22 protein-coding genes, 1 tRNA gene and 1 pseudogene are annotated in these 22,331 nt (G+C 64.7%); 3 read left to right on the top strand and 21 right to left on the bottom strand.

Annotation, left to right across the window (positions count from 1 at the left end):
• Positions 1–109 precede the first annotated feature (109 nt).
• The 17 genes from C5N93_RS08240 to C5N93_RS08320 form a co-directional block, all read right to left on the bottom strand.
• A tRNA-Ala gene (locus tag C5N93_RS08240) sits at positions 110–185 on the bottom strand.
• A 111-nt stretch (positions 186–296) separates the two neighbouring features.
• Positions 297–2,006, bottom strand: coding sequence for a thiosulfohydrolase SoxB (soxB, locus tag C5N93_RS08245; protein WP_242558910.1), 1,710 nt, complete (start codon positions 2,004–2,006; stop codon positions 297–299).
• A gap of 176 nt (positions 2,007–2,182) precedes the next feature.
• Positions 2,183–2,710 carry a TlpA disulfide reductase family protein gene (locus tag C5N93_RS08250; protein WP_242558911.1) on the bottom strand — a complete coding sequence of 176 codons (528 nt, stop codon included), beginning with the start codon at positions 2,708–2,710 and terminating at the stop codon, positions 2,183–2,185.
• 77 nt (positions 2,711–2,787) lie between these two features.
• A complete protein-coding gene (gene soxX / locus C5N93_RS08255) occupies positions 2,788–3,438 on the bottom strand; it encodes a sulfur oxidation c-type cytochrome SoxX (RefSeq protein WP_069344558.1) in 651 nt (216 codons plus the stop codon).
• A 19-nt stretch (positions 3,439–3,457) separates the two neighbouring features.
• On the bottom strand, positions 3,458–4,339 hold the full coding sequence (gene soxA / locus C5N93_RS08260) for a sulfur oxidation c-type cytochrome SoxA (protein WP_242558912.1): 882 nt from the start codon (positions 4,337–4,339) through the stop codon (positions 3,458–3,460).
• Between the two features lie 54 nt (positions 4,340–4,393).
• Complete coding sequence (gene soxZ, locus C5N93_RS08265) at positions 4,394–4,705, bottom strand: thiosulfate oxidation carrier complex protein SoxZ (protein WP_044457410.1); 312 nt, start codon at positions 4,703–4,705, stop codon at positions 4,394–4,396.
• Between the two features lie 33 nt (positions 4,706–4,738).
• Positions 4,739–5,206 (bottom strand): thiosulfate oxidation carrier protein SoxY, encoded by a 468-nt coding sequence (gene soxY, locus C5N93_RS08270; protein ID WP_039393898.1) that lies wholly within the window; start codon positions 5,204–5,206, stop codon positions 4,739–4,741.
• 110 nt (positions 5,207–5,316) lie between these two features.
• The gene (locus C5N93_RS08275) at positions 5,317–5,646 is read right to left on the bottom strand and encodes a c-type cytochrome (RefSeq protein ID WP_242558913.1); all 330 of its coding nucleotides are present in this window, start codon (positions 5,644–5,646) and stop codon (positions 5,317–5,319) included.
• Positions 5,647–5,730: 84 nt separating this feature from the next.
• Positions 5,731–6,798: a c-type cytochrome gene (locus tag C5N93_RS08280; RefSeq protein WP_069344631.1), complete on the bottom strand. Its 1,068-nt coding sequence runs from the start codon at positions 6,796–6,798 to the stop codon at positions 5,731–5,733.
• A 196-nt stretch (positions 6,799–6,994) separates the two neighbouring features.
• On the bottom strand, positions 6,995–8,362 hold the full coding sequence (soxC, locus tag C5N93_RS08285; protein ID WP_150722771.1) for a sulfite dehydrogenase: 1,368 nt from the start codon (positions 8,360–8,362) through the stop codon (positions 6,995–6,997).
• Positions 8,363–8,524: 162 nt separating this feature from the next.
• Positions 8,525–8,872, bottom strand: a complete 348-nt coding sequence (locus C5N93_RS08290; RefSeq protein WP_069344555.1) for a metalloregulator ArsR/SmtB family transcription factor — start codon at positions 8,870–8,872, stop codon at positions 8,525–8,527.
• A 445-nt stretch (positions 8,873–9,317) separates the two neighbouring features.
• Positions 9,318–10,907: a POTRA domain-containing protein gene (locus C5N93_RS08295; RefSeq protein ID WP_242558914.1), complete on the bottom strand. Its 1,590-nt coding sequence runs from the start codon at positions 10,905–10,907 to the stop codon at positions 9,318–9,320.
• Between the two features lie 444 nt (positions 10,908–11,351).
• Positions 11,352–12,656, bottom strand: coding sequence for an NAD(P)/FAD-dependent oxidoreductase (locus C5N93_RS08300; RefSeq protein ID WP_347403297.1), 1,305 nt, complete (start codon positions 12,654–12,656; stop codon positions 11,352–11,354).
• Between the two features lie 10 nt (positions 12,657–12,666).
• Positions 12,667–13,197, bottom strand: a complete 531-nt coding sequence (locus C5N93_RS08305; RefSeq protein ID WP_242558916.1) for a hypothetical protein — start codon at positions 13,195–13,197, stop codon at positions 12,667–12,669.
• A gap of 26 nt (positions 13,198–13,223) precedes the next feature.
• The gene (locus C5N93_RS08310; protein ID WP_242558917.1) at positions 13,224–14,006 is read right to left on the bottom strand and encodes a BON domain-containing protein; all 783 of its coding nucleotides are present in this window, start codon (positions 14,004–14,006) and stop codon (positions 13,224–13,226) included.
• A 120-nt stretch (positions 14,007–14,126) separates the two neighbouring features.
• A complete protein-coding gene (locus tag C5N93_RS08315; RefSeq protein WP_069344551.1) occupies positions 14,127–14,714 on the bottom strand; it encodes a phosphoheptose isomerase in 588 nt (195 codons plus the stop codon).
• Between the two features lie 144 nt (positions 14,715–14,858).
• On the bottom strand, positions 14,859–15,212 hold the full coding sequence (locus tag C5N93_RS08320) for a YraN family protein (RefSeq protein ID WP_069344550.1): 354 nt from the start codon (positions 15,210–15,212) through the stop codon (positions 14,859–14,861).
• Positions 15,213–15,316: 104 nt separating this feature from the next.
• Here C5N93_RS08320 and rsmI point away from each other — a divergent pair, with 104 nt between their 5' ends.
• The gene (rsmI, locus tag C5N93_RS08325; protein ID WP_242558918.1) at positions 15,317–16,201 is read left to right on the top strand and encodes a 16S rRNA (cytidine(1402)-2'-O)-methyltransferase; all 885 of its coding nucleotides are present in this window, start codon (positions 15,317–15,319) and stop codon (positions 16,199–16,201) included.
• A 337-nt stretch (positions 16,202–16,538) separates the two neighbouring features.
• Here the strand turns inward: rsmI and C5N93_RS08330 are convergent, their stop codons facing one another.
• The 4 genes from C5N93_RS08330 to C5N93_RS08345 form a co-directional block, all read right to left on the bottom strand.
• Positions 16,539–17,333 (bottom strand): ABC transporter ATP-binding protein, encoded by a 795-nt coding sequence (locus C5N93_RS08330; protein ID WP_069344548.1) that lies wholly within the window; start codon positions 17,331–17,333, stop codon positions 16,539–16,541.
• Positions 17,334–17,335: 2 nt separating this feature from the next.
• On the bottom strand, positions 17,336–18,244 hold the full coding sequence (locus C5N93_RS08335; protein WP_150722777.1) for an ABC transporter permease: 909 nt from the start codon (positions 18,242–18,244) through the stop codon (positions 17,336–17,338).
• A gap of 262 nt (positions 18,245–18,506) precedes the next feature.
• Positions 18,507–19,493 carry an ABC transporter substrate-binding protein gene (locus C5N93_RS08340; protein WP_069344546.1) on the bottom strand — a complete coding sequence of 329 codons (987 nt, stop codon included), beginning with the start codon at positions 19,491–19,493 and terminating at the stop codon, positions 18,507–18,509.
• A gap of 465 nt (positions 19,494–19,958) precedes the next feature.
• Positions 19,959–20,561, bottom strand: a complete 603-nt coding sequence (locus tag C5N93_RS08345) for a septal ring lytic transglycosylase RlpA family protein (protein WP_069344545.1) — start codon at positions 20,559–20,561, stop codon at positions 19,959–19,961.
• A 248-nt stretch (positions 20,562–20,809) separates the two neighbouring features.
• On the opposite strand from C5N93_RS08345, the gene C5N93_RS08350 reads away from it, so the two are divergent.
• Together C5N93_RS08350 and C5N93_RS08355 are read left to right on the top strand one after the other, a co-directional pair.
• Positions 20,810–21,466, top strand: coding sequence for an MBL fold metallo-hydrolase (locus C5N93_RS08350; protein ID WP_069344544.1), 657 nt, complete (start codon positions 20,810–20,812; stop codon positions 21,464–21,466).
• An 8-nt stretch (positions 21,467–21,474) separates the two neighbouring features.
• Positions 21,475–22,053 (top strand): annotated as a pseudogene (locus tag C5N93_RS08355) (exonuclease); the annotation flags it as partial.
• Positions 22,054–22,331 lie beyond the last annotated feature (278 nt).

Consider the following 22,331-nt stretch of genomic DNA (forward strand, 5'->3'; position numbering starts at 1 on the left):
ACGGCCGAACCCGATAGCCAGCGCGAACAGCAACGCAGGGGAGCGGGAAAGCCGGATGAGGCAGAGGAGGGGGCGCTGTGCGTAAGACGCGGCGCGCCGTGAAGCGATGTGGTGGAGCGGAGGAGGATCGAACTCCCGACCTTCGCATTGCGAACGCGACGCTCTCCCAGCTGAGCTACCGCCCCACACGAAGCTTTGATTATATCGATTTTTCCGAGCGCGGCGAGCCGCCGACAAAATTGCTCGGGAATACCGTCATGCCGGGCCGCCCACATTCGGCCGTCGGCCCCGCGGGCTCAGATCGTACCCAGATTCCCCTTCATGCCCTTGATGGCCGGGACCTTCGGCGCTTTCGCCACGATGGTCTTCTGGGCCTTGAGGTAACGCGCGACGACGTCCCACACCGGCTCTCCCTGCGCGCCTTCGGCCACCGGCGCCCAGCCGGCCACCTTGTACGTCTTGCCCGCCTCGATGACCTTGCCGTTCAGACGCATCTCCGTAATCCGCTGCCCCATCGGCGCCATCGGATCGATGACGTAATCCATTCCCCCCACGCGCACCATGTCGCCGCCCTGCTGGTAATACGGGTCCGGGTTGAACAGGTTGTCCGCCACGTCTTCGAGCACCGTCTTGATGGTCTCGCCGGTCATGGGCGTGAGCGTCGTGTACGGATAGGTGATCGCCGTCTGATCGAGCAACTGTTCCATCGTGATCGCCTGCCCGGGCAGCAACGACGTGCCCCAGCGGAAACCCGGCGAGAAACCGATCTCGGCGTCCTTCTCGGCCATCACCGCATCGAGCAGCAACTGGTCGAAGGTGCCGTTGAAATTCCCCCGGCGATACAACACGCCCTCTGTCACCGCCAGCGGCTCGGCCAGCTTCGCGGCGAACGGCGCGCGCACGCGCTCGATCAGCGCCTGCATCTGCGTGTCCGCCGGCAGCAGGTTCGCAAACACCGGCAGCAACTTGTAGCGGAAGTCCACGGGCTTGCCGCCCTTCACGTCGAAGTCCAGCACGGCGAGGAACTTGCCGTTCGAACCGGCATTGGTGACGAGCGTCTTGCCACCGGCATTCTCCACCACCACCGGTCGAGGTACGCCGTCATGGGTGTGGCCACCGAGAATCGCGTCGATGCCGCGCACGCGCGACGCCAGCTTCAGATCGACGTCCATGCCGTTGTGCGAGAGCACGACCACCACCTGCGCGCCCTTGCCCCGAACTTCGTCGACCATCGACTGCAACCGCTCCTCCTGAATACCGAAGGTCCAGTCCGGCACAAAGTAACGCGGGTTCGCGATGGGGGTGTACGGGAACGCCTGCCCGATGATCGCCACCGGCACGCCGTTCATCGTCTTCATGGTGTACGGCGCGAACACCGGATCGCCAAAGTCATTCGTCTGCACGTTCTGCGCAACGAAATCGATCTTGCCCTTGAGCTGCTCCTCGACGACCGACTTCACGCGATCGGCGCCGTAAGTGAACTCCCAGTGCGCCGTCATGACATCCACGCCGAGGGCCAGCGTGGCGTCCACCATGTCTTGCCCCTTCGTCCACATGGCCGTGCCGGACCCCTGCCAGGTGTCGCCACCGTCGAGCAGCAGCGCGCCGGGGCGCGACGCCTTCATCCGCTTGACCAGCGTCGCGAGGTGAGCGAAGCCGCCGACCTTGCCGTACGTGCGCGCGGCGGCAGCGAAATCGAGATAGGTGAAGGCATAGGCGTCGGGCGTGCCGGGACGCAGGCCGTAAGCCTTGAGGAATGCGTCGCCCACCAGGTGAGGCGGCTTGTTGGCCTGCTCGCCGATGCCCAGATTGACGCTCGGCTCACGGAAGTAAATCGGCAGCAACTGCGCATGGCAGTCGGTGAAATGCAGCAGGTGCACGTTACCGAACTTCGGCAGGTCGTAGAACGCAGCCGCCGCTTTCGCCGCCGCCGTCTCGTGATGCGACAGGGCCATCCCGCCAGCGGCCGCCACGGCCAGCACCTGCATGAACTCGCGTCGATTCATTTCGTCTCCATGGCACATGCATGTGCAGTGCGCCGATCTTGTCGTTATCCGTTCGTCTTCCATTGAGCGACGATGGCGTCGCACCCTGCGCATCCGTCTTGCGGCGCCGCACCCATGGCGCAGCCGCTGTCATGCGTCGACGGTTCGCCCGGCCGGCTGGCCCGGACCGACCTGTCTTACTTGCCCGCGTAATCCGCGAGCGCCGCCACGTCCTCGCCGAACATCTCGCCCACTTCCTTGCGCAGCACGCGGCCGTCGCGGCCGATCACGTAAAGCTCCGGCAAGCCACGACGCTTGCCGAGCGCCGCCTGCCACGCGTCCGTCTCCATCCCCGCCGGGAACGTGTACTTGTGGGCCTTGAGGTAGTCGATCGCTTCCTGCTGCTTCTTGTCGATCGAGAGCGTGACGATCTGGATCGGCTTGCCGCGCGTCGCCTCGTAAAGCTTCTGCAGGTGCGGATTCTGCTGCGCGCAGAACGGACACCACGACGCCCAGTACTCCACGATGACCGTGCGATCCCGGAACGCGCTCGCCGGCATCGTCTTGCCATCGAGCAACGTGAGCGACGGCAGCGTCACCGTGTCGCCGACCTCCACCGCATGCGCCGGCGCACTGGCCAGGGCAGCCGCCGCGCCGAGCGTGACGACGAACACCGCCAGCGCACGTGCGATCACGTGACGCATCGAACCGATCAGGGATTTCATGCTGGACTCCGGAAGGCGGTGGCGGCGCGCCCCCATCGCAAGACGGGAGACGCCGCCGCGCACCATGACGACGCGCCTTACTGATTGACCGGCGAGGCCGGATCGAGCAGCAACGCCATGACATCCTTCAACTGCTGTTCCGTCAGGATGCCTGCCGCACCGAAGCGCGGCATGTTCGAACACGCCATGTAGCTGTGCGAGTCGTAGACCTTCGCCCACGTGTACTTGACGACCTCGGGCGAATCGCCGCGCAGCTTGCCGTAGTTATATAGCGACGGGCCGATGTTGCCGAACGAGATTTCGCTCTTCGTCAGTTGATGGCAGGCGTAGCAGTTGCCGCCGTTGACGGTGTCGGCCTTGTCGGTGAACTGCATGCCGCGTCCGTTCTGGGCGACCTTCTCGCCTTCCTTCCAGTCGCCGAGATACTTGCCGTCGGCGGGCGCCTTGACGTTCGCCAACTCGGCCTTTTGCAGACGCTCGGCGATCTTCGCCGGCATCGGCTTCACGGCGTACTGCGTGCACAGCTTCTGCAATTCGCTCTGGTCAATGCGATCGAGCTGGGCGATGCCCGCGCCGCGGAACGAGTCGCGCAATTCCTGCACGACCGCCGCGTCCGTGGTGCCGGTGACGAGCTTCGCGCCCTCACCCTGAGCGAAGGCCATGCCGACGACGAGAGCCCCGGCCGCTGCCAGCGCGACGCCTGTCGCGCGCAATGCGAATGTTTTCATGGGTGTGCCTCGTGATCGGTCAGCGCTTCAGGCCGGGGGCGTCCATCTTGCCGCCGTTGGCCATCACACCGAGGAAGGTAATCAGATCGATCGACGCCTGCGAGCCGTAATTCAGCTCAGGCATGCGCTGCTGACGGAAGCAGTCGTACATGCGCCACTGAATCGTGCGCAGCGCGCCTTGCGAGACACGGTAGCCCGGCCACGTGGCGAACGCCTGACGCGCCGCCGCCGGCTTGGTCAGGTTCGGCAGATCCTGAAGACGAATGCGCTTGTCGTCGGCGCCATGGCACGACGCGCACGAGAAATCGTACGGACCGGCACGGTAATAGAAGATCTTCTGGCCGCGCGCGTAGGCTTCCTTCTCTTCCTTGTGCGACTGCGGCACACGAATCTGCGCGCCGCGCGACTGTCCCGCCACGTAAGCCGTGAGCGCTTCGAGATCGGTCGGGTCCTGACCTTCCTTCGAGAACGGCTGCTTGATGACGTCGGCACGCTTGAAGCCTTGCAGATTCACCATGCATTCGACGATGCGCGACTCGGCGTCGAGCACGCGTTTCGCATCGGGGAAGTAACGCGGCAGTTGCGCGTAGGCGTCTTTCAGCACGCCGGCGCCGAGCCCGAGGTCACACTGGGCGAGCGACACGTTGTTCGGGCCGCGCGGCGTCTTCCAGAGTTCCTCGCCGCGCATCTCGATGAGTTCTGCCGGGTTGCCGTCGGCCAGCATCTCGCGATATTGCGCGATGGCGTCTGCCGTCGAGCTGTCGGCGGCCAACGCAGTGGCTACGGGAACGCTGGCGCCCGCGACGGCGAGCATGCCGCCGAGCACGGTGCGACGCAACCATGCGGCACCGCGAACGGTCGCAGGGGTGGTCGCCTGTGCGCTATGTTGCGCATCTTTCATCTGGCTCTCCTCTTTGTGGGGTAGGTGGGTGCGACACACCCCCGGCATGCCGACTCAGGCGACGGTCGCCTCGTCGGTGCGCGAATCGCCCTTGTTGTCGGTCCACGTGACCGCAACCTTGTCGCCCTTCTTGCCGCCCTTGAACTTGAACGACATGAACGGATCCTTCGACACGGCCGGACCCCATTCGGCGGTGAGCACCGTCTTGCCGTTGCAGGTGACCGTGACCGTCTGGATGAAGTGTGCGGGGACGATGTTACCGGAAGCGTCCTTGCGCTGGCCGGTTTCCATGATGTGACTCATCAGCGCCTTGACCTCGACGACACCGCCGGCCTCGGTTGCGCGAATGCGCATCGGATTACCCATGTTGTGCTCCTCTAGCCTTATACGATGTGTCGCTCAACCGCCGCAGCCGCCCAGCGTGACCTTGATTTCCTTCTCGGCCACGAGGTACTTGTTGTCCGCCTTGACGAGCGCGTAGACCTTCGAGGTCTGCCCCATCTTCACGCGCGTGGTCACCGACGGCTCGGTGCCGTCCGGAATATCGAACGATGCCGCGAGCGTATTCGGATTTTTCTCGATCAGGATCGCGATCGATTGCGTGTTCGGTGCCTTGCTCGTGACCGCCACCGGCACGACCGCGCCGTTCTCGGCGATGTCGGGAGCCGTCAGCACGACCAGGTCGCTGGGGCTCGCGCTCGTGCCGCCGAGCGCCTTGACCGTGTCGGCCACGCTCTTGGTGGCAAACGCCGCCTTGTTCCATTCCACCTGTGCCGCGCGGGCCTCTTCGGGCTTGATCAGCCCGGCGGCCACCGCCAGTCCCATTACCGCGGAAAACCGCAGCATGTCGCGTCGCTGTTGGTTCATCTCTGTGTGTTTCCTTCTCTGAAGGCCGCCGGTGCAACGGTCATGACATCACGACCTGCACCGGCCGCCGTTCGCTCGCCCGGTACTGCGGCGAGCCCCCTGCCCCGGACTTACTTCGCCGGGGCGCCCGCCAGAACCCAATCCACCAGGATCTTGGCGTCGGCATCCGACATGTTCGGGTGCGCCGGCATCGGGATCGGACCCCAGACACCCGAACCGCCACCCTTCACCTTCTTCACCAGCTTGGCCACGGCATCCTTGTCGCCCTTGTACTTGGCGGCGACTTCCTGATACGACGGGCCGACGAGCTTCTTGTCCACGGCGTGGCAACCCATACAGGCGTTGGCACCGGCAAGTTTGGTCGCAGCGGCGACGTCGACGCCGGCGTGAGCCAGCGAGGTGCCGGCCAGCATGGCCGCAGCGATCAGCATCTTCTTCATTCTTGCTCCTTCGGTTTGTGTAGGGGACGGGGTCCTGCGGCGGCACGACACATCGTCGGCGCATCCGTCGGACACCCTGCCCGCTCAATGTGCACCACGAAGAATCCAGTCGACCATCGTACGGACATCGGTTTCTGCGACCTGTGATTGGGGCGGCATCGGCATGCTGCCCCAATTACCGGCACCTCCGGCACGTATCTTCGCCACCAGTATTTCAGTCGCATTCGACTGCCCATGGTACTTGGCGGCGACCTCCGAGAAGGCGGGCCCGATCTTCTTGTCGGTAACGCCGTGACAGGCCAGACAACCGTTCTTATCCGCAAGCGTTGCTGCCGGTGACGTCGCAGCGGCGGTTTGAGCCGGCGCGTCCGGACTCGCCATGCCAAGCGTGGCGAGGGCCGCGGTCTTGCGCACCGTCGCATTTTGCGCGGCGGTGCCCGACAGCGGCGGCAGCTTCGTATCGACACCACGCACCGGGCCGATGACCCGGTTCTGCGCGGCCAGATCTCCATGTGCGTCGCGGGCGTACGCAGGGAGTGCGGACGTCACGATACCAGCCTCAGGGCAATCCTGCATACACGCCTTGTTATGGGTATCCGGTTTGTCGCCCACGCGCCACATGCCGTGCGCACGCGTCATGCCGTTGCGATTGGGCATGAGTTTCTGCACGTCGCCGATGTTCTTGTCGGACAGCACGAAGTCCGCCGGCACGATCTCGCCGAGATTCAGGATGTACGCCGTCACGGCATACACCTCGTCGGGCGTGAGCGAGCGCGGCGCGTTCCACGGCATGGCGCGACGGATGTAGTCCCAGATCGTGGAGATCGTGTCCACCTTCATGAGCGTGGTGCGCACCGGCTGGTTGTTCGCGCGCAGCGACGCCACGTGCCCGGTCTTGATGTCGTCTGCCGTGGTGCCGCCCACCAGGGGATTGAAGACTTCGTTGCTCTCGCCGAAGGTGCCGTGGCACGAGGCGCAGCGCGCATCGAAGAGCTTCTGTCCGTCCGCGACCGAACCCTGCCCTTTCGGCAAGCCTTTGAAATCGGGACGCACGTCGATGTCCCACGCGCCCAGCTCCGCCGGTGTCGCATCGCGGCCGATAGCGGCCATGCCGGTCGGCGCCTTGACGGGAGACGCGGGCGTGGCGGCCATCGGCACTGACCCTGCGGCCCTCGCCGCCGCGGACGGTGCGGCGTGGGCGGGCGATGCGAACCACGCGGCAATCGTCATGCCGGCGAGCGTCAGTGCGCCGGCCCACAGGGCGCCTACGACGAAGGCCTGCACCCGGCGCTGCAACCGCGCGGGCGCCGGCGCCCTGGCGGTCATCGCCATGGCGGCCCGCTGGCGATCAGTCGACGTGGACATTGGTCACCTCCCCGTTCTGCGCCACTTGCCACGTCTGGATCGCATTGTTGTGATAGATCGACTTGGTGCCGCGCACGTCGCGCAGTTGCCGGTAGCGCGGCTGTACGAAGCCGGTCTCGTCGACTGCGCGGCTTTGCAGCAATGCGGGCGAGCCATCCCATTGCCAGTCGAAGTTGAATCGCGTGAGGCACTTGGGCAGCACCGGCGATTCGAGTCTTGCAGCGCGCCACGATTTGCCGCCGTCGGTCGACACGTCCACCCGCTTGATGCGCCCACGCCCGGACCACGCCAGCCCCGTCACGTTGAAATAGCCGCGATCGAGCAACGCCTGTCCGCCCGAGGGCGAGGTGATGACGGATTTGCACTCCTGAATCGACGTGTACTGACGGTGCTGACCGTCCGGCATCAGGTCGACGTAGTGGCTCGTTTCATCCTTGGTATTCCACGGGGCGTCGCCCACCTTGATGCGACGCAGCCACTTCACCCACGACACGCCCTGCACGCCCGGCACGACAAGGCGCAGCGGATAGCCGTTCTCCGGACGCAGCATCTCGCCGTTCATCCCCCACGCGACGAGCACGTCGGAGAGCGCCGCCTCCATGGAGATCGTGCGTGTCATGCCCGAGCCGTCGCCCCCCTCGGCGAGCACGAACTGGCCGCGTTTGGTGTCGGCGCCCACGTCGTCGAGCAATACGGACAGCGGCACGCCGGTGAACTCGCAGCACGACAGCATGCCGTGCGTGTACTGGACGGTCGGCACGGCGGCATTGCCCCACTCCATGCCGGTATTCGCGCCGCACTCGATGAAGTGCATGCGGGAGACGGACGGCAGACGCATGATGTCATCCATCGTGTACACCTTCGCCTCGCGCACGAGGCCGTGCACCATCAAACGGTGTTGCGTCGGATCGATCTCCTGCCAGCCCTGATGATGGCGTTCGAAGTGCAGACCGCTGGGGGTGATGATGCCGAACAGCCCTTGCAGCGGCGTGAAGGCGACGGACGCCTGTGCCGTCTGCGTGAGGCCCGGCGACTGACGCCGTTGCAGGTTCGCTTCGAACTTCGATGGCATGCCGTACGGCCGCGCCGCCACGGGCTGCCCCAGCGACGTCGCCCACGGACGCGGCTCGAGAATCATCGGATCGCCGGCGGCCGACGGGGCGTCGGCGGCGAAAGCGGCGCCCCCCGCGAGGGCGGCCCCGGCGGCGAGAAAACTGCGTTGCAGGAACCCGCGCCGCGCCGGGTTCATCCCGTTGCGGACGATGTCGTCGGCCAGCGGGCCGTCGACGAAATTCTCCGGCGCCCGGCGCAAACGGCCGGCTCGCGATACGCCATCGCTGATCTTGCTCACCCTGTCTCCTCGCGTTTTGTGGCGTGCGCCAGCGTCGCGAGGACACCGGCGGCTACGAACGATTGACGGGCACGCGGGCCTCGTCTGCGTTTTCTTGTCGCGCTTTGTTACGGGTCTTGCTGTGCTGCGATGCTACGGTCCTGCTGTGCGCTATGGCGTGGTTCAGCTCCCGCGCGGCATGAAGCCGTCCACGGCACGCTCCGGCAGCGCCTCCTCCTCGATGCGGCCAGCCACCTGCACGCACACCGCGCGACAGATCTCGACCACCCCGGTATCCGCAATCGTGTAGTACACCTGGTTCCCGTCGCGACGCCGCGAGAGCACGCCCGCCTGATACATCGCCCCCAGGTGCCGCGACACGTTCGTCTGCGACGAACCCACTTCCGTCACCACCTCGTTCACCGAGCGCTCGCCCCCGCACAGCGCGTGCAGAATCCGCAGCCGCGTCGGCTCGGAAAGCAGGCTGAAGTAGTGCGATACCTTTTCGAATACGCGATCGAGTTCTTCCATGACGGTCAGTCTTCAAATTCGTGCGAAGGCACAGAGAGGTTCGTATATGCCTACATACGCATATACGGATAATCAAAATAACGGGCGACGGAAGCAAGCTGCACTGCAACACGTCGGACACCGAGATATCGTCGTCGCCACACGTCATTTCATCGGGAATCAAGGCGTTTCCATGTATACCGCTGGATATAGCGCGCGACGCTGCATAAGACTGCGAGACGCCCGTTTGCACCAGCGCTGAAACGCACATCGGAGGGCATGGCGGCATGGCGCGTTCACGCATCAGGGAAAAACCCGATAAAAAAGATGACGGGAGACGACGCGAGAAAGCCACGGATCGGATGGATGAGGCGGATCAGAAGTGGATGAGAGTCGGGGAATTGGCAAGGCGCGAGCCAGAGATGGCGAGTGCTGTGACCGCTATCCCTGTCTCGCGCTCGCGGATTTACTCGAACTGATACGACCAGTTCGCGTTGAAGCGCAGCGGACGGTTCGGCGAGTTCGTCGGCGCATCGGCCATCGGTTTGGCCACCGACAGGTCGAGCGTGTAGTACTTGCTGTCGGAGATCCGCACGCCCAGCCCCACGGACGCCAACTGGTTGTGGAACAGTTGGCCGTAGTTCAGATAGACGCGCGCGGTGTCGAGCAGCAGATACGGCTGGATCGTCTTCAGATAGCGGAAATCGGTGCGGAACATCCGGTTCAGCTCGATCGACGCGCCCCAGCCCTTGTCCCCGGCAATTTCCCCGGCGGGATAGCCCAGACCGAAGCGCTGCCCGCCGAACGTGGCCTGCTCAGACGTTGGCAGCGTGTTGCCGCTGTACTGCGCCCCGGCGGACACGACGACACCGAACTCCCACGGCAGCACCACGCCCTGCTTGGCGTCGAGGTTGAAGCGCCAGAAGGCGAGATCGTACGGCCCGAGAATCTGCTGAATGCCGGCGGGGTTCGTCGTATACGACTGGCTGGCGCCCATCCCGTTGAAGCCCTTGAACACGCCCAGCGTGGCGCTGCGCGTCTGCTTCTCCGTGACCTCGTTGTATGCCAGTTGCACCTGCGTGGCGCGCACGTTCGTCTGGGAGTTGATGTTGTTCGGCGAATTCGGCACTTCATAGCGATCGCGCGAATTCACGCCGTACATACCGCCGCTGACCGTCAGGCTGCGCTGATTGTTGAGCAGGATCGGGTACGACAGGCTCACCGCCACGCGCTTGGTATCGAGATGGCGCGTGAGCCCGGCGAGCGCCTGGTCGTCCGGCTGTCCACGATAGTGCGAGGCATCGAGGCGCGCCTGAAGCCCGTTCGAGCCCAGCGGCTGCACATACGACGCCGCGTAGAACTCTTCGTCGTTATGGCCCTTCGGTGCGATGGCCGTGAGCTGGATCTGCTCGCCGAGCGGCGTCAGCGCATTGCTGGTTACCGTAAAGACGCCACGAATGCCCGGGTTGTTGTACGTGAGCGATGTACCCAGCGCGACGGGCTGACGCGACACGTCAAGCGAGAGTTCGGTCGCGCCGTCGGTCTGCGTGGGCGGCTGCACGTCGGCCTTGATCTTCATGCCGGGCACGAGCGTGAGCAGGTTCAGGTAACGCTCGAACGTCGCACGCTTGAGCGGACGCTCCGCCTCGATGTGCGCCGCGATGTCGCGCAGACGCTGCTCGGACGGCCCCGGCGTGCCGGTGATCCTGGTGCTGGAGATATACCCTTCGACGACCGTCACGCGAACGAAGCCGTCGTTGAAATCCTGCGCAGGGACGAACGCGAACGACAGCAGATAGCCCGCGTCCTGATACATCTTCGTGACCTGATTGGCCTTCTCGACCAGATCGCCGATAGACACTTCCTTGCCCGCCAACGGCGCAAACAGGCCTGCGACCTGCTCGAAGGGCAGCGACTTCACGCCTTCGATACCGAAGCGCTGCGGCGTAATCTTGCGCGCGAGCAGCGACTTGAGGGCGTCCTCCTGCGTCGGTGGCTGAATGTGAATCGTGGGCGCGGCGGCTTTGGGCGCCTCGATCTTCGGAATGCTTTGCATCGGATCGCCGCGCACCGGGCTGGCATCGGCCCAGGCCTGCTGAGAGGCGAGCAGACTCAGGGAGCCAAGCGAGACGCAAACGGAGACGGCGACACTGCGGATACTGGGAACACTACGAACACTGCGATTGCGAACAGACTTGACCGAGCCCTCACGCGCGACGCGTGACGCAAGACGGGACTCTCCCTGGCGATGCGCCATCCCTATGCCCCCCAACGCTTATTTTTTCGTGGAGCCAGTGTAACCGCGAGGGGTGAGGCCCCGTCAACAAGGGAAACCGGGGGTTTGCAGCGCACGGACAACACGGCGCGCGGACGCTTCGGACAGGGGTAACCGGGGCGTGCCTTTGACGTAGATTTCAGCGCTTAGAGCCAATCCTCCAAACGCGATTGCGCAGCCTTTCCAAACCCTTCAGGAGCACGATCGATGCCGCCGGAATCCGCGTCAGGCCAGCATGTCGGCCCAGATCCCCTGCGCCCATGCGAGTCCCAGCGCGAATTCGTCCCGTGTGGCCCGTGGCGACGCGCCGCCGGTACCCGGCACCGGCATCATGGTGCGCTGCGACACGTCATAGCGATGCACGCTCGCCACGTGCATCGCTTCGGTCGACGAAACGAACGTGTAGCAGGTGTTGCTGTAGAGCGGTTCGGGATTGACCGGCCTGTCGGACAACGTCGCCACGATGGCCGCCGCACAGACCTTGCCGTGCTGGTTGGCCATGTGGCCGGACTTGGGCATTTGCGGCGCGATCTGGATGGCGTCGCCAAGCACATGGATGTCGGGCTGCGCCTTCGACGCGAACGTCAGGAAGTCGACGTCGCACCAACGACCGTTGGCCGTCGCAAGACCGCTGCGCACGGCGATATCGCCCGCGCGCATCGGCGGGATGACGTTCAGCGCGTCGGCGCGCACTTCCTCGCCCAGTTCGAAACGCGCCAGATGTTGCTTGCCGTCTGCCGCGACCTCCGTGCAGTTGAACTGCGGGTGGTACTCGACGATCCCTGCGAACTGCGAGCGCCAGACCTCCTGAAACTGTTCCGCTTCGGCCAGCACCTGATCGTTGGCATCGAAGATGAGCACTTTGGCGCGCGGATTGTGTTGCCTGAGCCACGCGGCGGCCTGACACGCCCGTTCGTAGGGTGCGGGCGGACAACGGAACGGCGCTTCGGGAATCGTGATGGCGAACACGCCGCCCTCGGACATCGCCTTCAGACGCGCGTGCAGCAGCGCACTCTCGCGCGCATCCGTCCAGCCGGCGGGAAGCGCTTCGCGAACCGCCGGATCGTTCAGCCCGGCAATGGCTTCACGCCGAAGCGACACACCGGGGGACACGATCAGCTTGTCGTAGGGCAGTGTTGCGCCATCGGCCAGCCGGACCTGCTTGCGTTCGGCATCGATAGCGTCGGCGCGCGTACGCCGCCATGTCACACCGTGCCGCGCGACGAGCCGGTCGTACGGCACCGTAAGATCGCTCACGCGCAAGTTGCCGCCGACGACGAGGTTCGACAGGGGTGACGAAACGAAGGCTGCGCCCGGTTCGACGAGCGTGACCTCGACGGTGTTGCCGGACAACACGCGCAACGCCTTCGCGGCCGTAGCGCCTCCGAATCCACCGCCGATAACGACGACGCGGGGACGTCCTCCGACCGGCGTGGGCCAGAGGGACACGGGAGCGGCACGCGAGGCGCCCGCCATCCCGGCCAGCACGGCCGTTGAACCCGCAGCGAGAAGCATCCGGCGACGGTCCATGGGAGAGGCGTTATGGAGAGTAAGGGGCGTGAGGGGCGCCAGAAGAGGCTTCAGTCCCGACAGGCCTCGGCGACGATGACGCGGCAGCGGCGGAACCTGTCGCCGACTTCCCCGACGTCCCCACCGTCGATGTCGGTTGTGCAGCGAAATACGCGGCGATGCGTTGCAGCTCGTCGTCGCGATAGCCCTTGAGCAGTTGCGGCATCAGCGTGGCAGGTTGCCGTCCGTCGCGCATCGCCTGGAGCGAGGCCATCATTGCCGTCGCCGAGCGCCCTTCGAGGGCGCGCAACGTCGCTTTGCCTGCATGCACCGGGGCTGCGGCATTGTGGCAACTCATGCAGGCCATGGCCCAATCGCGGGCTTGCCAGTCGGGTTGGGAGGGCGTGGCCGCCGTCGTGCCGGCCATCGCAACGCCCGGCATGACGAGCCAGCCCCCGACGGTTGCCGAAACGAATACCGCCACGAGCCGCTGCGTCACACGAGAGTGACGCAGCAGCGCGTGGCGGTTCGGTGTCGGGCGATGGCCCAGGCGGGTGCGCAAGAGGAGGTGATCCGCAGCGCGGTGAATCAGTTACCCGTCTTGGTCGACGGTCCCGGTTTGACCGGACCTTCGCTGATCGGCGCCGGCGACGACAACGGTCGGGCCGTGACCGTATCGTTGCCGATCGGGGTGGCTGTAACGGTCGCGGCGTTGCTGTCTTCGGCCTGTGCAGGCGCCGGGTTCTTTTCGGCTTCGGTCGACAGACGCTGCGCCTCTTCCGGCTTCACGTACTCATACAGCTTCACGACCTTCTGCACGCCGTCGATACGGCTCGCCACATTGGCGCCGATGGTGCCCTCCTCCGGCGAGACCAGCCCCATCAGATAGACGTCGCCACGCTCGGTCACCACCTTGAAGACGTTGGCCGAGATCTCCTTGGTGTTGATCAGGTTGGCCTTGACCTTGCTGGTGATCCACGCGTCGTTGGAGCGCGAGCCGAACGAGCTTTTCGGTCCGATGGCGAGTTCGTCGACGATACCGCGTACATTGCTGATCTGTTTGACGATGTTGACCGCAGCCTGCTTGGTGGCGTCGTTCGGGACTTCGCCCGTGAGCAGCACGCGGCGGTTGAAGACGGTCACGTTCACGTGAACGGCGTCGTCGGTCAGCGTATTGGCGATGTTGGCTTCGGCCTTGACCTGGATTTCGCGGTCTTCCGTCTGCGCGCCGACCGAACGCCGGTCGGTGGCGACGAGTGCGCCGGTGGCGGCGCCGCCGAGGATGATGGGGGCACAACCCGCGAGGGTCGCTGCAATCAACACTGCCGCTGCAAGCGGCTTAACAACGCCTTGGACGCGTCGGAAACTCATCGGGCTTTCTCCTTATTGGATTGTCGAACGGGACGGCCCCCGCCACGCCGAATCGGCACCGCCCGCCCCCGCGACCCGGTGCCCGTCACATGATCTTGACGCCTTAAGATGACAATAGGTTCACTCGTCGCCCAGCAGCGCCGAGTCGATCAGATCGCACAGACAGTGGATCGTGAGCAGGTGAACTTCCTGAATGCGGGCGGTACGCACGGCCGGCACACAGATGTGGACGTCCAGTTCCCAGAGCGCGTCGTTGACCTTGCCGCCGCCTTTGCCGGTGAGCGCGATCACGTGCATGCCGCGCTCGTGAGCCGCCTCGATGGCCGCGAGCACGTTGCCGGAGTTACCGGAGGTCGTGATGGCCAGCAGCACGTCGCCTTCCTGGCCCAGCGCGCGGACCTGCTTGGAGAAAATGACGTCGAAATTGTAGTCGTTGCCGACGGCCGTCAGGATCGACGAGTCCGTGGTCAGTGCGATGGCCGGCAGTTCCGGGCGCTCGCGCTCGAAACGACCGACGAGTTCCGCCGCGAAGTGCTGGCAGTCGGCGGCCGAGCCGCCGTTGCCGCAAGCGAGGATCTTGTTGCCGTTGGTCAGCGCTTCGACCATGACATCCGCCGCAGCGGCGATGGGGCCTGCGAGCGCATCGCGCGCGGCCAGCTTGGTCTCGACGCTATCCGTGAAGTGTTTCTGAATTCGTTCGATCGACATGGTCGTTTGCCAGGGTGTCGCAAAAGCTGCCTGCCTTGAGCAGCGTCCCCTGGGGCGCATCTGCCGGGCCGGCCTACGAATGCCGTGCATGGTGAACACACGGCAATTTCGCAAGTGTAACAGGGGTGGCGGGCGCGGGTTTCCTCAGAGATCGTCGGCCCGGAAGGCATCCGGCAGCCAGTTCACCACGGGCGGCCGCCCGTCGAAGGTCACGACATCGAAGCGGCAGCGTGCCGCCGGACGCCGCAGCAGATAGTGCCGTGCGGCCAGCATGAGGCGTCGCCGCTTGGCGTGCGTGATGCTCTGCGCGGCACCGCCGAAGTCGCTGCGCGCCCTCGCGCGGACCTCGACGAATACCAGCACGCCGGCCCGATCCCGCATAATGAGGTCGATTTCGCCGCCCCGGCATTGATAATTGCGGGCGACGAGCCGCCAGCCGCGCCGCTCCAGTAGCGTCTGCGCGCGGTTCTCGAACGACACTCCTAGCTGATTCGACATGGTTGTTCCGATGTTTTCCCTGACCGGCCACGCCGGTACTGTGCAAGCTCCGATGAGCGCCGCGCCTCGCGTGCGTGCGCCCCAGAACGCGGGAGTCCGATGCGATGGATGAACGCCTGATGTCGCTGGCCGAGGGCCAGCATTACCCGGCGGGCACGCTCTACGTGGTGGCCACGCCGCTGGGCAATACCGCCGATATCACCGTGCGGGCGCTGCATATTCTTGGCATGGTCGATGCCATCGCCTGTGAAGATACGCGCAACAGCGCGTTGTTGTTGCAGCGTTACGGCATCGATCGGCCGTTGATTGCGGCGCATCAACACAACGAGAACGAAGCGGCGACACGACTGGTGGAGCGCCTGCGCGGCGGCGAGCGTATTGCCTATATTTCCGACGCCGGCACCCCGGGCATCTCGGACCCTGGCGCACGGCTTGTCGACGCGGTCCGCGCTGCGGGCCTCGGCGTGGTGCCTGTGCCGGGGGCGAGTGCGGTGATCACGTTGCTGTCGGCCGCTGGCGCGTGGGTGGAGACGTTCACGTTCGTGGGCTTCCTGCCGTCGAAGGCACAGCAGCGTGCGCAAGCCATCACGGCGCTGTCCGGGTCCACGGCAGCGCAGGTGCTCTACGAGGCGCCTCACCGCATCGTGGAGACGGTTGCCGCACTGGCCGACGGGCTGGGCGGCGAGCGCCGGTTGCTGATTGGACGCGAGCTGACCAAGCGCTTCGAAGACATCCATGAGTGCGCGCTGGGCGAAGGGGTGGCGTGGCTGAAGGCGGACGCCAACCGTCAGCGCGGCGAATTCGTGCTCGCCGTCTCCGGCGCAGCGGCCAGCGCGAGCGACGACGGCGTGGATGCCGAGGCGCAGCGCGTGCTGACGTTACTGGTCGCAGAGCTGCCGACGAAAAGCGCCGCCAAGCTCGCCGCAGCCATCACCGGCGCCCCGAAGAATGCGCTTTACGAGCGCGCATTGGCCCTGAAAAACGGCTAAATGATCAGCGCCGCGAGGCGTGGATCGGCCGACAATCCACGCCGCCGGAAAATCGGAAGTTTCCGGCGTATTTCTCGGTAATTCCCCAAACTTCCGCGCCGATAACCGACTCAAGGAGTGGCGTGCCCTCAACGCCTCCGTTCAACGACAGTTCAAAGCGAAACTCGCCCAGCGGCTACGGCAGCCTCATGTACCGGCGAGTCGCCTGAGAGCGATAACAGGTAACGCCTTGTCAGGACGCAGAAACGACGATGCCCCCGGAAGGCCGGGGGCATCGTGTGTGGCATCTCTCAAGCGGCGGCGGCAGACGCGAACGTCTCACCACCGCGCATGACCCTCAACTCAACAGCAACGCATCGTCGTCGAGTTGTTCGCCGCGCGTGCGCTCGAACATTTGCAGCAGGTCCGGCACGTCGAGGCCCTTGCGCTCCTCGCCGGCAACGTCGAGCACCACCTTGCCCTGATGCAGCATGACGGTACGCGTGCCGTAGTCGAGCGCCTGGCGCATGCTGTGCGTGACCATCATCGCCGTGAGCTTGCTCTCCTCGACGATGCGCGCCGTCAGTTCCAGCACGAACGCAGCCGTCTTCGGGTCAAGCGCCGCCGTGTGTTCGTCCAGCAGCAGAATGCGCGACGGCTGCAACGACGCCATCAGCAGACTCACCGCCTGACGCTGTCCGCCCGAGAGCAGACCGATGCGATCCGAAAGACGATTCTCCAGCCCGAGATTGAGCAGACTCAGCTTTTCGCGGAAACGCTCGCGCAGGTCCTTGTTCAGCGCGAAGCGGAAACTGCGACGCTCACCGCGCCTGACCGCCAGCGCCATGTTCTCTTCGATGGTCAACGCTTCACACGTGCCGGCCATCGGGTCCTGAAACACGCGCGCGACCTGATTGGCGCGCTGCCACGCCGTCTTCTTCGTGACGTCGTTGCCGTCGATGGAAATCGTGCCGGAATCCACCGACAGATCGCCGCTGATGGCATTCAGGAACGTGGACTTGCCCGCACCGTTCGAGCCGATCACCGTGACGAACTGGCCCGTCGGGATTTCCAGCGTCATGCCGCGCAGTGCACGGTTTTCGATGGGCGTGCCCGGGTTGAAAGTGATCTTGAGGTCTTTTGCGCTCAACATGATCAGGCACCTCCGTTCTTGCGGGCGAACAGCTTGCGACGCGTTGCCGGCAGCACCAGTGCCACCGCCACGAGCAATGCCGTCACCAAATTGAGGTCCTGCGCCTTCAGACCGATGAAATCGCTGTTCAGAGCGAGCGCGATGAAGAAGCGGTACAGCACCGCACCGATCACCACGGCCAGCGTCGTGAGAATGAGGCGTCGCGCCGGGAGAATCGTCTCGCCGATGATCACCGCCGCCAGACCGATCACGATGGTACCGATCCCCATCGAGATATCCGCGCCGCCCTGCGACTGCGCGAACAATGCGCCCGCAAGCGCGACCAGCGCGTTGGAGAGCGCCATGCCCGCCAGAATCTCGCGGCCAGTGTTCACGCCCTGCGCACGCGCCATCCGCGGATTCGCACCGGTCGAGCGCATCGCGAGACCCTGCTGCGACGAGAAGAAGTAATCGAGACCGAGCTTCACTACCACCACGACCAGCAGCAACATCGCCGGGCGCAACACATAGTCCGGCAACCAGGCCGGTGCGTTCTCCGGCAACAGCATTGTGAAGACCGTAGGCGACGTGATCAACGGCACGTTCGGTGCACCCATCACGCGCAGATTGACCGAGTAGAGCGCGATCATCATCAGGATACTGGCGAGCAGATCCATGATTTTCAGACGCACGTTCAGCCAGCCGGTGATGAAACCCGCTGCCGCGCCAGCCACCATCGCCACGGCAGTCGCCGCAAACGGATTGGCGCCGTTGGCGATCAGGATGGCCGCCGTCGCGCCACCAAGCGCGAAACTGCCGTCAACCGTCAGGTCGGGAAAATTGAGGATGCGGAAGGAAATCAGCACCCCGAGCGCCACGAGGCTGAAGATCAGGCCGATCTCCAGTGCGCCCATGAGAGAAAAGAAGGACATTGTCGTAATTCCACTGCGCAAGACAGCCTGTGCCGGGTCTCGACACTGGCGCCCGCACGGCCGAGTCGGCCAGTTCAGGTCATAGCCGGTCGTTGTGCGACCGCGTTTCGGGGGGAGCCATCTCGCCCATTCGATAGGAAAAGAGCGGCGGGGACAGATCGTGTCCGGGCGCCGCCCTGTCGCTTGCCGGTGTCGCAAACGGTCGCTCGCGACATCGGCACCCCGCGCGTGACTCGCGCGCGGGTTTCCTGCTTCGTTCTATTTACTCTTTGATGACCGTCTTGGCTTCCTTCACCAGATCGTCCGACAGCTTCACGCCTTGCTTCGCGGCGGCGGCCGTGTTGACGAACAGTTCCAGATTCGAGCTGGTCTGCGAGGCGATCGAGCCCGGCTTCTCACCCTTCAGGATGCGGCCCACCACCTTGCCCGTCTGACGGCCGAGGTCGTAGTAGTTGATGCCCAGTGCCGCGATGGCGCCGCGCTTCACGCTGTCCGTGTCCGAAGCGACGAGCGGGATCTTGCGGTCGTTGGCGACCTTCACGAGCGACTCGTATGCCGACACGACGTTGTTGTCCGTGTTGGTATAGATCACGTCGACCTTGCCGACCAGACTGTTGGCGGCCGAGCTGATGTCCACGGTACGCGGCGCGGCGGCGGTCTTGAGCGTGAGGCCGGCGGCCGGCAGCAGCTTCTCGAGCTCCTTCACGACCACGACCGAGTTCGCTTCACCCGGGTTGTACACCATGCCCACGGTCTTCGCGTTCGGCACGACACGCTTGATGAGTGCCACCTGCTTGTCGAGCGGGAGCTTGTCCGACACGCCGGTCACGTTGGTGCCCGAGGCGTCCCAGCTCTTGACCAGTTGTGCGGCGACCGGATCGGTCACGCCCGAATACACGAGCGGCACCGACTTGGTCGCAGCAGCCACGGCCTGCGCCGTAGGCGTGGCGATACCGATGATGGCGTCCGGCTTGTCACCCACGAACTTGCGCGCGATCTGCGCGGCGGTACCGGTGTTGCCCTGTGCGCTCTGGTATTCCCACTTGAGGTTCTTGCCGACCTCGTAACCTTCCGCCTTGAGTTCGTCCTTCGCGCCGTCGCGAATGGCGTCGAGTGCCGGGTGCTCCACGATCGCCACGACGGCCACCGACTTCGTCTCCGCCGCGAATGCCGCGCCGGTCGTCCCCAACAACGTTGCGGCCACTGCGCACAGCACGGTGCGCGTGGCGAATTTACCCATCGTCGACATCAAAACTCCTCCAGGAATGCTCTTGATAGTAGATATCGGTGCGCCGGGCCCGGGTCTCCGCGAGCCTCTTTCGGATGCACACAAAGCGTGCACCTGCGCGTGGGGCACAGTCTACCCACATCCCCGGCAGCGAACAACGGTTGCCAACGCAACTTCCCGGGAAGCCCGTGGAACATCGGATTGCGCCCAAACGCTGGCAGATTGATGCGGCAATCGGAAAAAAAATAGTCGATTCGGTCGCAAGCGTTCCAATATGCGCACGTTCATGCGACGCGTTCAGCCAATGAGATCCACTGAAAAACGAAACAATGCGCAGTAATTCACCACGGATAGTCGCTTTTTCACAATAAAAAGGCGACCGACGTCCCACTTTTTGAGAGGGATCGGCACCTATTCAGAATGATGTTCGGAATTAACGCTATGGAAGTTGCACCAGATTGCGCGGCGAATGCGCGCGTGCGGACTTCAGGGTGCGTTGTTGCTCTCGTCAAGGCCGAGGGCAGCGACTTCACTGCGCGACAGGCGGCGGATTTCGACCTTGGCGTGTCCGGCTCGAATGAAGTCGAGCTGTTTGGCCGCGCTGTAAGAGAGATCGATGATGCGATTGCGGGAGTAGGGGCCACGGTCGTTGATCTTCACGACGACCGTCTTGTTATTGGCGACGTTGCGCACCAGTGCGAAGCTGCCCAGCGGCAACGTCGGATGGGCGGCCGTCGCCTCGTTCATGTCGAACGCTTCACCGGTGGCAGTGCGTCGGCCGTGGAAGTTCTTGCCGTACCAGGATGCCGTGCCCGTCTGGAAGAAAGTCCCCGCATCGGCACGCAGACGCGCTTCGCCGTCGCGATCCGGGGCATCGGGGTCACCGGGATTGAGGCCTTCGTTGCGATACGTGCGGCCCGGCCAATGCAGATCGAAGCTGGAGCCGACCGGCGCATTGGCTTCGCGCGCACGGGCGCGCGCGCCTGTCGCCGAAGTGGCGGCAGCCGTCTGGCTGGGGGGTTCGAGCGGCGTTGTGCAGGCTGTCAACGTCAGGGCGAGGGCGCAGCAGACCGCGAACCGTGTGAGCATGTCGCGTGTTCGCATAGCCCGCAAGTCTAACACGACGTAAAAATCAACCCATCAGCGAGCGTTCACTTACTCGCTAAGACTTGATTACAAAGCGTTACCTCAAAATGGGCATCCTCCACCGATAAGCGCGTTGCGAAAGACCGCACATCGGCACCGGGCAAGGCTGGGGGGTGGCACGCGGGGTACCGCGACGCGCGACGGGTCGCCGGGCCGAATACAATAGACAAAAATCGCGTCCCCGATCACTCATGAACGTCACCCTGATTCCCGTTACGCCTTTCCAGCAAAACTGCACCCTGCTCGTCTGCGACGCCACGAAGCGCGCTGCCGTGGTCGACCCCGGCGGCGACATCGACCGCATCGTGGGCGAGATCGAACGCCAGGGCGTGACGCTGGAGAAGATCTTCCTCACGCACGGCCACCTCGACCACTGCGGTGGCTCCGGCGCCCTGGCGGCCAAGTACGATGTCCCCATCGAAGGCCCGCACCCGGACGACGCCTTCTGGATCGACCAGCTTCAGGCGCAAAGCGCGCGCTTCGGTTTTCCCGAGCCCGAACCGTTCACCCCCGATCGCTGGCTGGGCGACGGCGACACCGTGACCTTCGGCGACGTAACGCTCGACGTCTTCCACTGCCCGGGCCACACGCCGGGTCACGTGGTGTTCTTCTCGAAGGACGAACGTCTGGCAAGCGTGGGCGACGTGCTCTTCGCCGGCTCCATCGGCCGCACCGACTTTCCGCGCGGCAATCACGCCGATCTGATCGCGTCGATTCGCGACAAGCTCTGGCCGCTGGGCAACGACGTGACGTTCATCCCGGGTCACGGCCCGGTGTCCACGTTCGGGCAGGAACGTCAGACGAACCCGTATGTGGCCGATGCGGTGCTCGCCCGGAGCGCCTCATGAGCGAGGCGATGTCCCGGACCCCGTCGCGCATCATTCCTGTCGACGAGGAAATCTTCGTCAGTACCGACGTCGAAGCCGACGGCCCGATTCCCGGTCCGCACTCGATGCTCAGTTTCGCCTCGGCGGCCTACACCGCCGACAAGGAACTGATCGGCACCTTCAGCGCCAACCTCGAATGCCTGCCGGACGCGAAGGGCCATCCGCTCACGATGAAATGGTGGAAGACCGAACCCGAGGCGTGGGCGGCGTGCCGCGTTGACCCGGAGGATCCGGCCAAGGCGCTCAAGGCGTATGTGAAGTGGGTCGAGAAGCTGCCCGGCAAGCCGGTGTTCGTCGCCTACCCGGCGGGCTTCGATTTCACCTTCATGTTCTGGTACATGATGCGTTTCGTCGGTCGTTGCCCGTTCTCGTGGTCCGCGCTCGACATCAAGACGCTTGCCTTCGCGATGACCGGCATGCCGTATCGCAAGTGCATCAAACCGCGTCTGCCGCAGGTCTGGCTCGATCCGCTGCCGCACACCCACGTCGCGCTCGACGACGCCCTCGAACAAGGCGCCCTCTTCTGCAACATGCTCGCCGAGCTGCGTGAACAGCAAAAGACGCTGTCCGAGTTGCCCGGCTGGCGCGGCGCAGGCCTGAGCGTCAGCGCCGATACGCCGGTGTTCGGCTCGGCCGCCGCGAAAGTGGCAGGGGAATCGACTGAAGCCGCGCAGGAGACCGACGTCGCCAACGACGCCGAATCGCCCGTCACGGTCCCGGCACAGATCAAGAGCGGCGCCATCAGCACCGATCTGAAGTTGCGCTTCACGCGTGACAAGGACGGCAATCACGTACTGCTCACCGGCACGGCCGGATTAGCCGACGC

Source organism: Pandoraea sp. LA3, assembly GCF_022696215.1.
Classification (GTDB): Bacteria; Pseudomonadota; Gammaproteobacteria; order Burkholderiales; family Burkholderiaceae; genus Pandoraea; species Pandoraea capi.

Coding starts and splice junctions, on each gene's coding strand:
- soxB (WP_242558910.1), bottom strand. CDS start 2,006: ATGAATCGACGCGAGTTCATGCAGGTGCTGGCCGTGGCGGCCGCTGGC.
- C5N93_RS08250 (WP_242558911.1), bottom strand. CDS start 2,710: ATGAAATCCCTGATCGGTTCGATGCGTCACGTGATCGCACGTGCGCTG.
- soxX (WP_069344558.1), bottom strand. CDS start 3,438: ATGAAAACATTCGCATTGCGCGCGACAGGCGTCGCGCTGGCAGCGGCC.
- soxA (WP_242558912.1), bottom strand. CDS start 4,339: ATGAAAGATGCGCAACATAGCGCACAGGCGACCACCCCTGCGACCGTT.
- soxZ (WP_044457410.1), bottom strand. CDS start 4,705: ATGGGTAATCCGATGCGCATTCGCGCAACCGAGGCCGGCGGTGTCGTC.
- soxY (WP_039393898.1), bottom strand. CDS start 5,206: ATGAACCAACAGCGACGCGACATGCTGCGGTTTTCCGCGGTAATGGGA.
- C5N93_RS08275 (WP_242558913.1), bottom strand. CDS start 5,646: ATGAAGAAGATGCTGATCGCTGCGGCCATGCTGGCCGGCACCTCGCTG.
- C5N93_RS08280 (WP_069344631.1), bottom strand. CDS start 6,798: ATGGCCGCCACGCCCGCGTCTCCCGTCAAGGCGCCGACCGGCATGGCC.
- C5N93_RS08290 (WP_069344555.1), bottom strand. CDS start 8,872: ATGGAAGAACTCGATCGCGTATTCGAAAAGGTATCGCACTACTTCAGC.
- C5N93_RS08295 (WP_242558914.1), bottom strand. CDS start 10,907: ATGCAAAGCATTCCGAAGATCGAGGCGCCCAAAGCCGCCGCGCCCACG.
- C5N93_RS08300 (WP_347403297.1), bottom strand. CDS start 12,656: ATGGACCGTCGCCGGATGCTTCTCGCTGCGGGTTCAACGGCCGTGCTG.
- C5N93_RS08310 (WP_242558917.1), bottom strand. CDS start 14,006: ATGAGTTTCCGACGCGTCCAAGGCGTTGTTAAGCCGCTTGCAGCGGCA.
- C5N93_RS08315 (WP_069344551.1), bottom strand. CDS start 14,714: ATGTCGATCGAACGAATTCAGAAACACTTCACGGATAGCGTCGAGACC.
- C5N93_RS08320 (WP_069344550.1), bottom strand. CDS start 15,212: ATGTCGAATCAGCTAGGAGTGTCGTTCGAGAACCGCGCGCAGACGCTA.
- rsmI (WP_242558918.1), top strand. CDS start 15,317: ATGGATGAACGCCTGATGTCGCTGGCCGAGGGCCAGCATTACCCGGCG.
- C5N93_RS08330 (WP_069344548.1), bottom strand. CDS start 17,333: ATGTTGAGCGCAAAAGACCTCAAGATCACTTTCAACCCGGGCACGCCC.
- C5N93_RS08335 (WP_150722777.1), bottom strand. CDS start 18,244: ATGTCCTTCTTTTCTCTCATGGGCGCACTGGAGATCGGCCTGATCTTC.
- C5N93_RS08340 (WP_069344546.1), bottom strand. CDS start 19,493: ATGTCGACGATGGGTAAATTCGCCACGCGCACCGTGCTGTGCGCAGTG.
- C5N93_RS08345 (WP_069344545.1), bottom strand. CDS start 20,561: ATGCTCACACGGTTCGCGGTCTGCTGCGCCCTCGCCCTGACGTTGACA.
- C5N93_RS08350 (WP_069344544.1), top strand. CDS start 20,810: ATGAACGTCACCCTGATTCCCGTTACGCCTTTCCAGCAAAACTGCACC.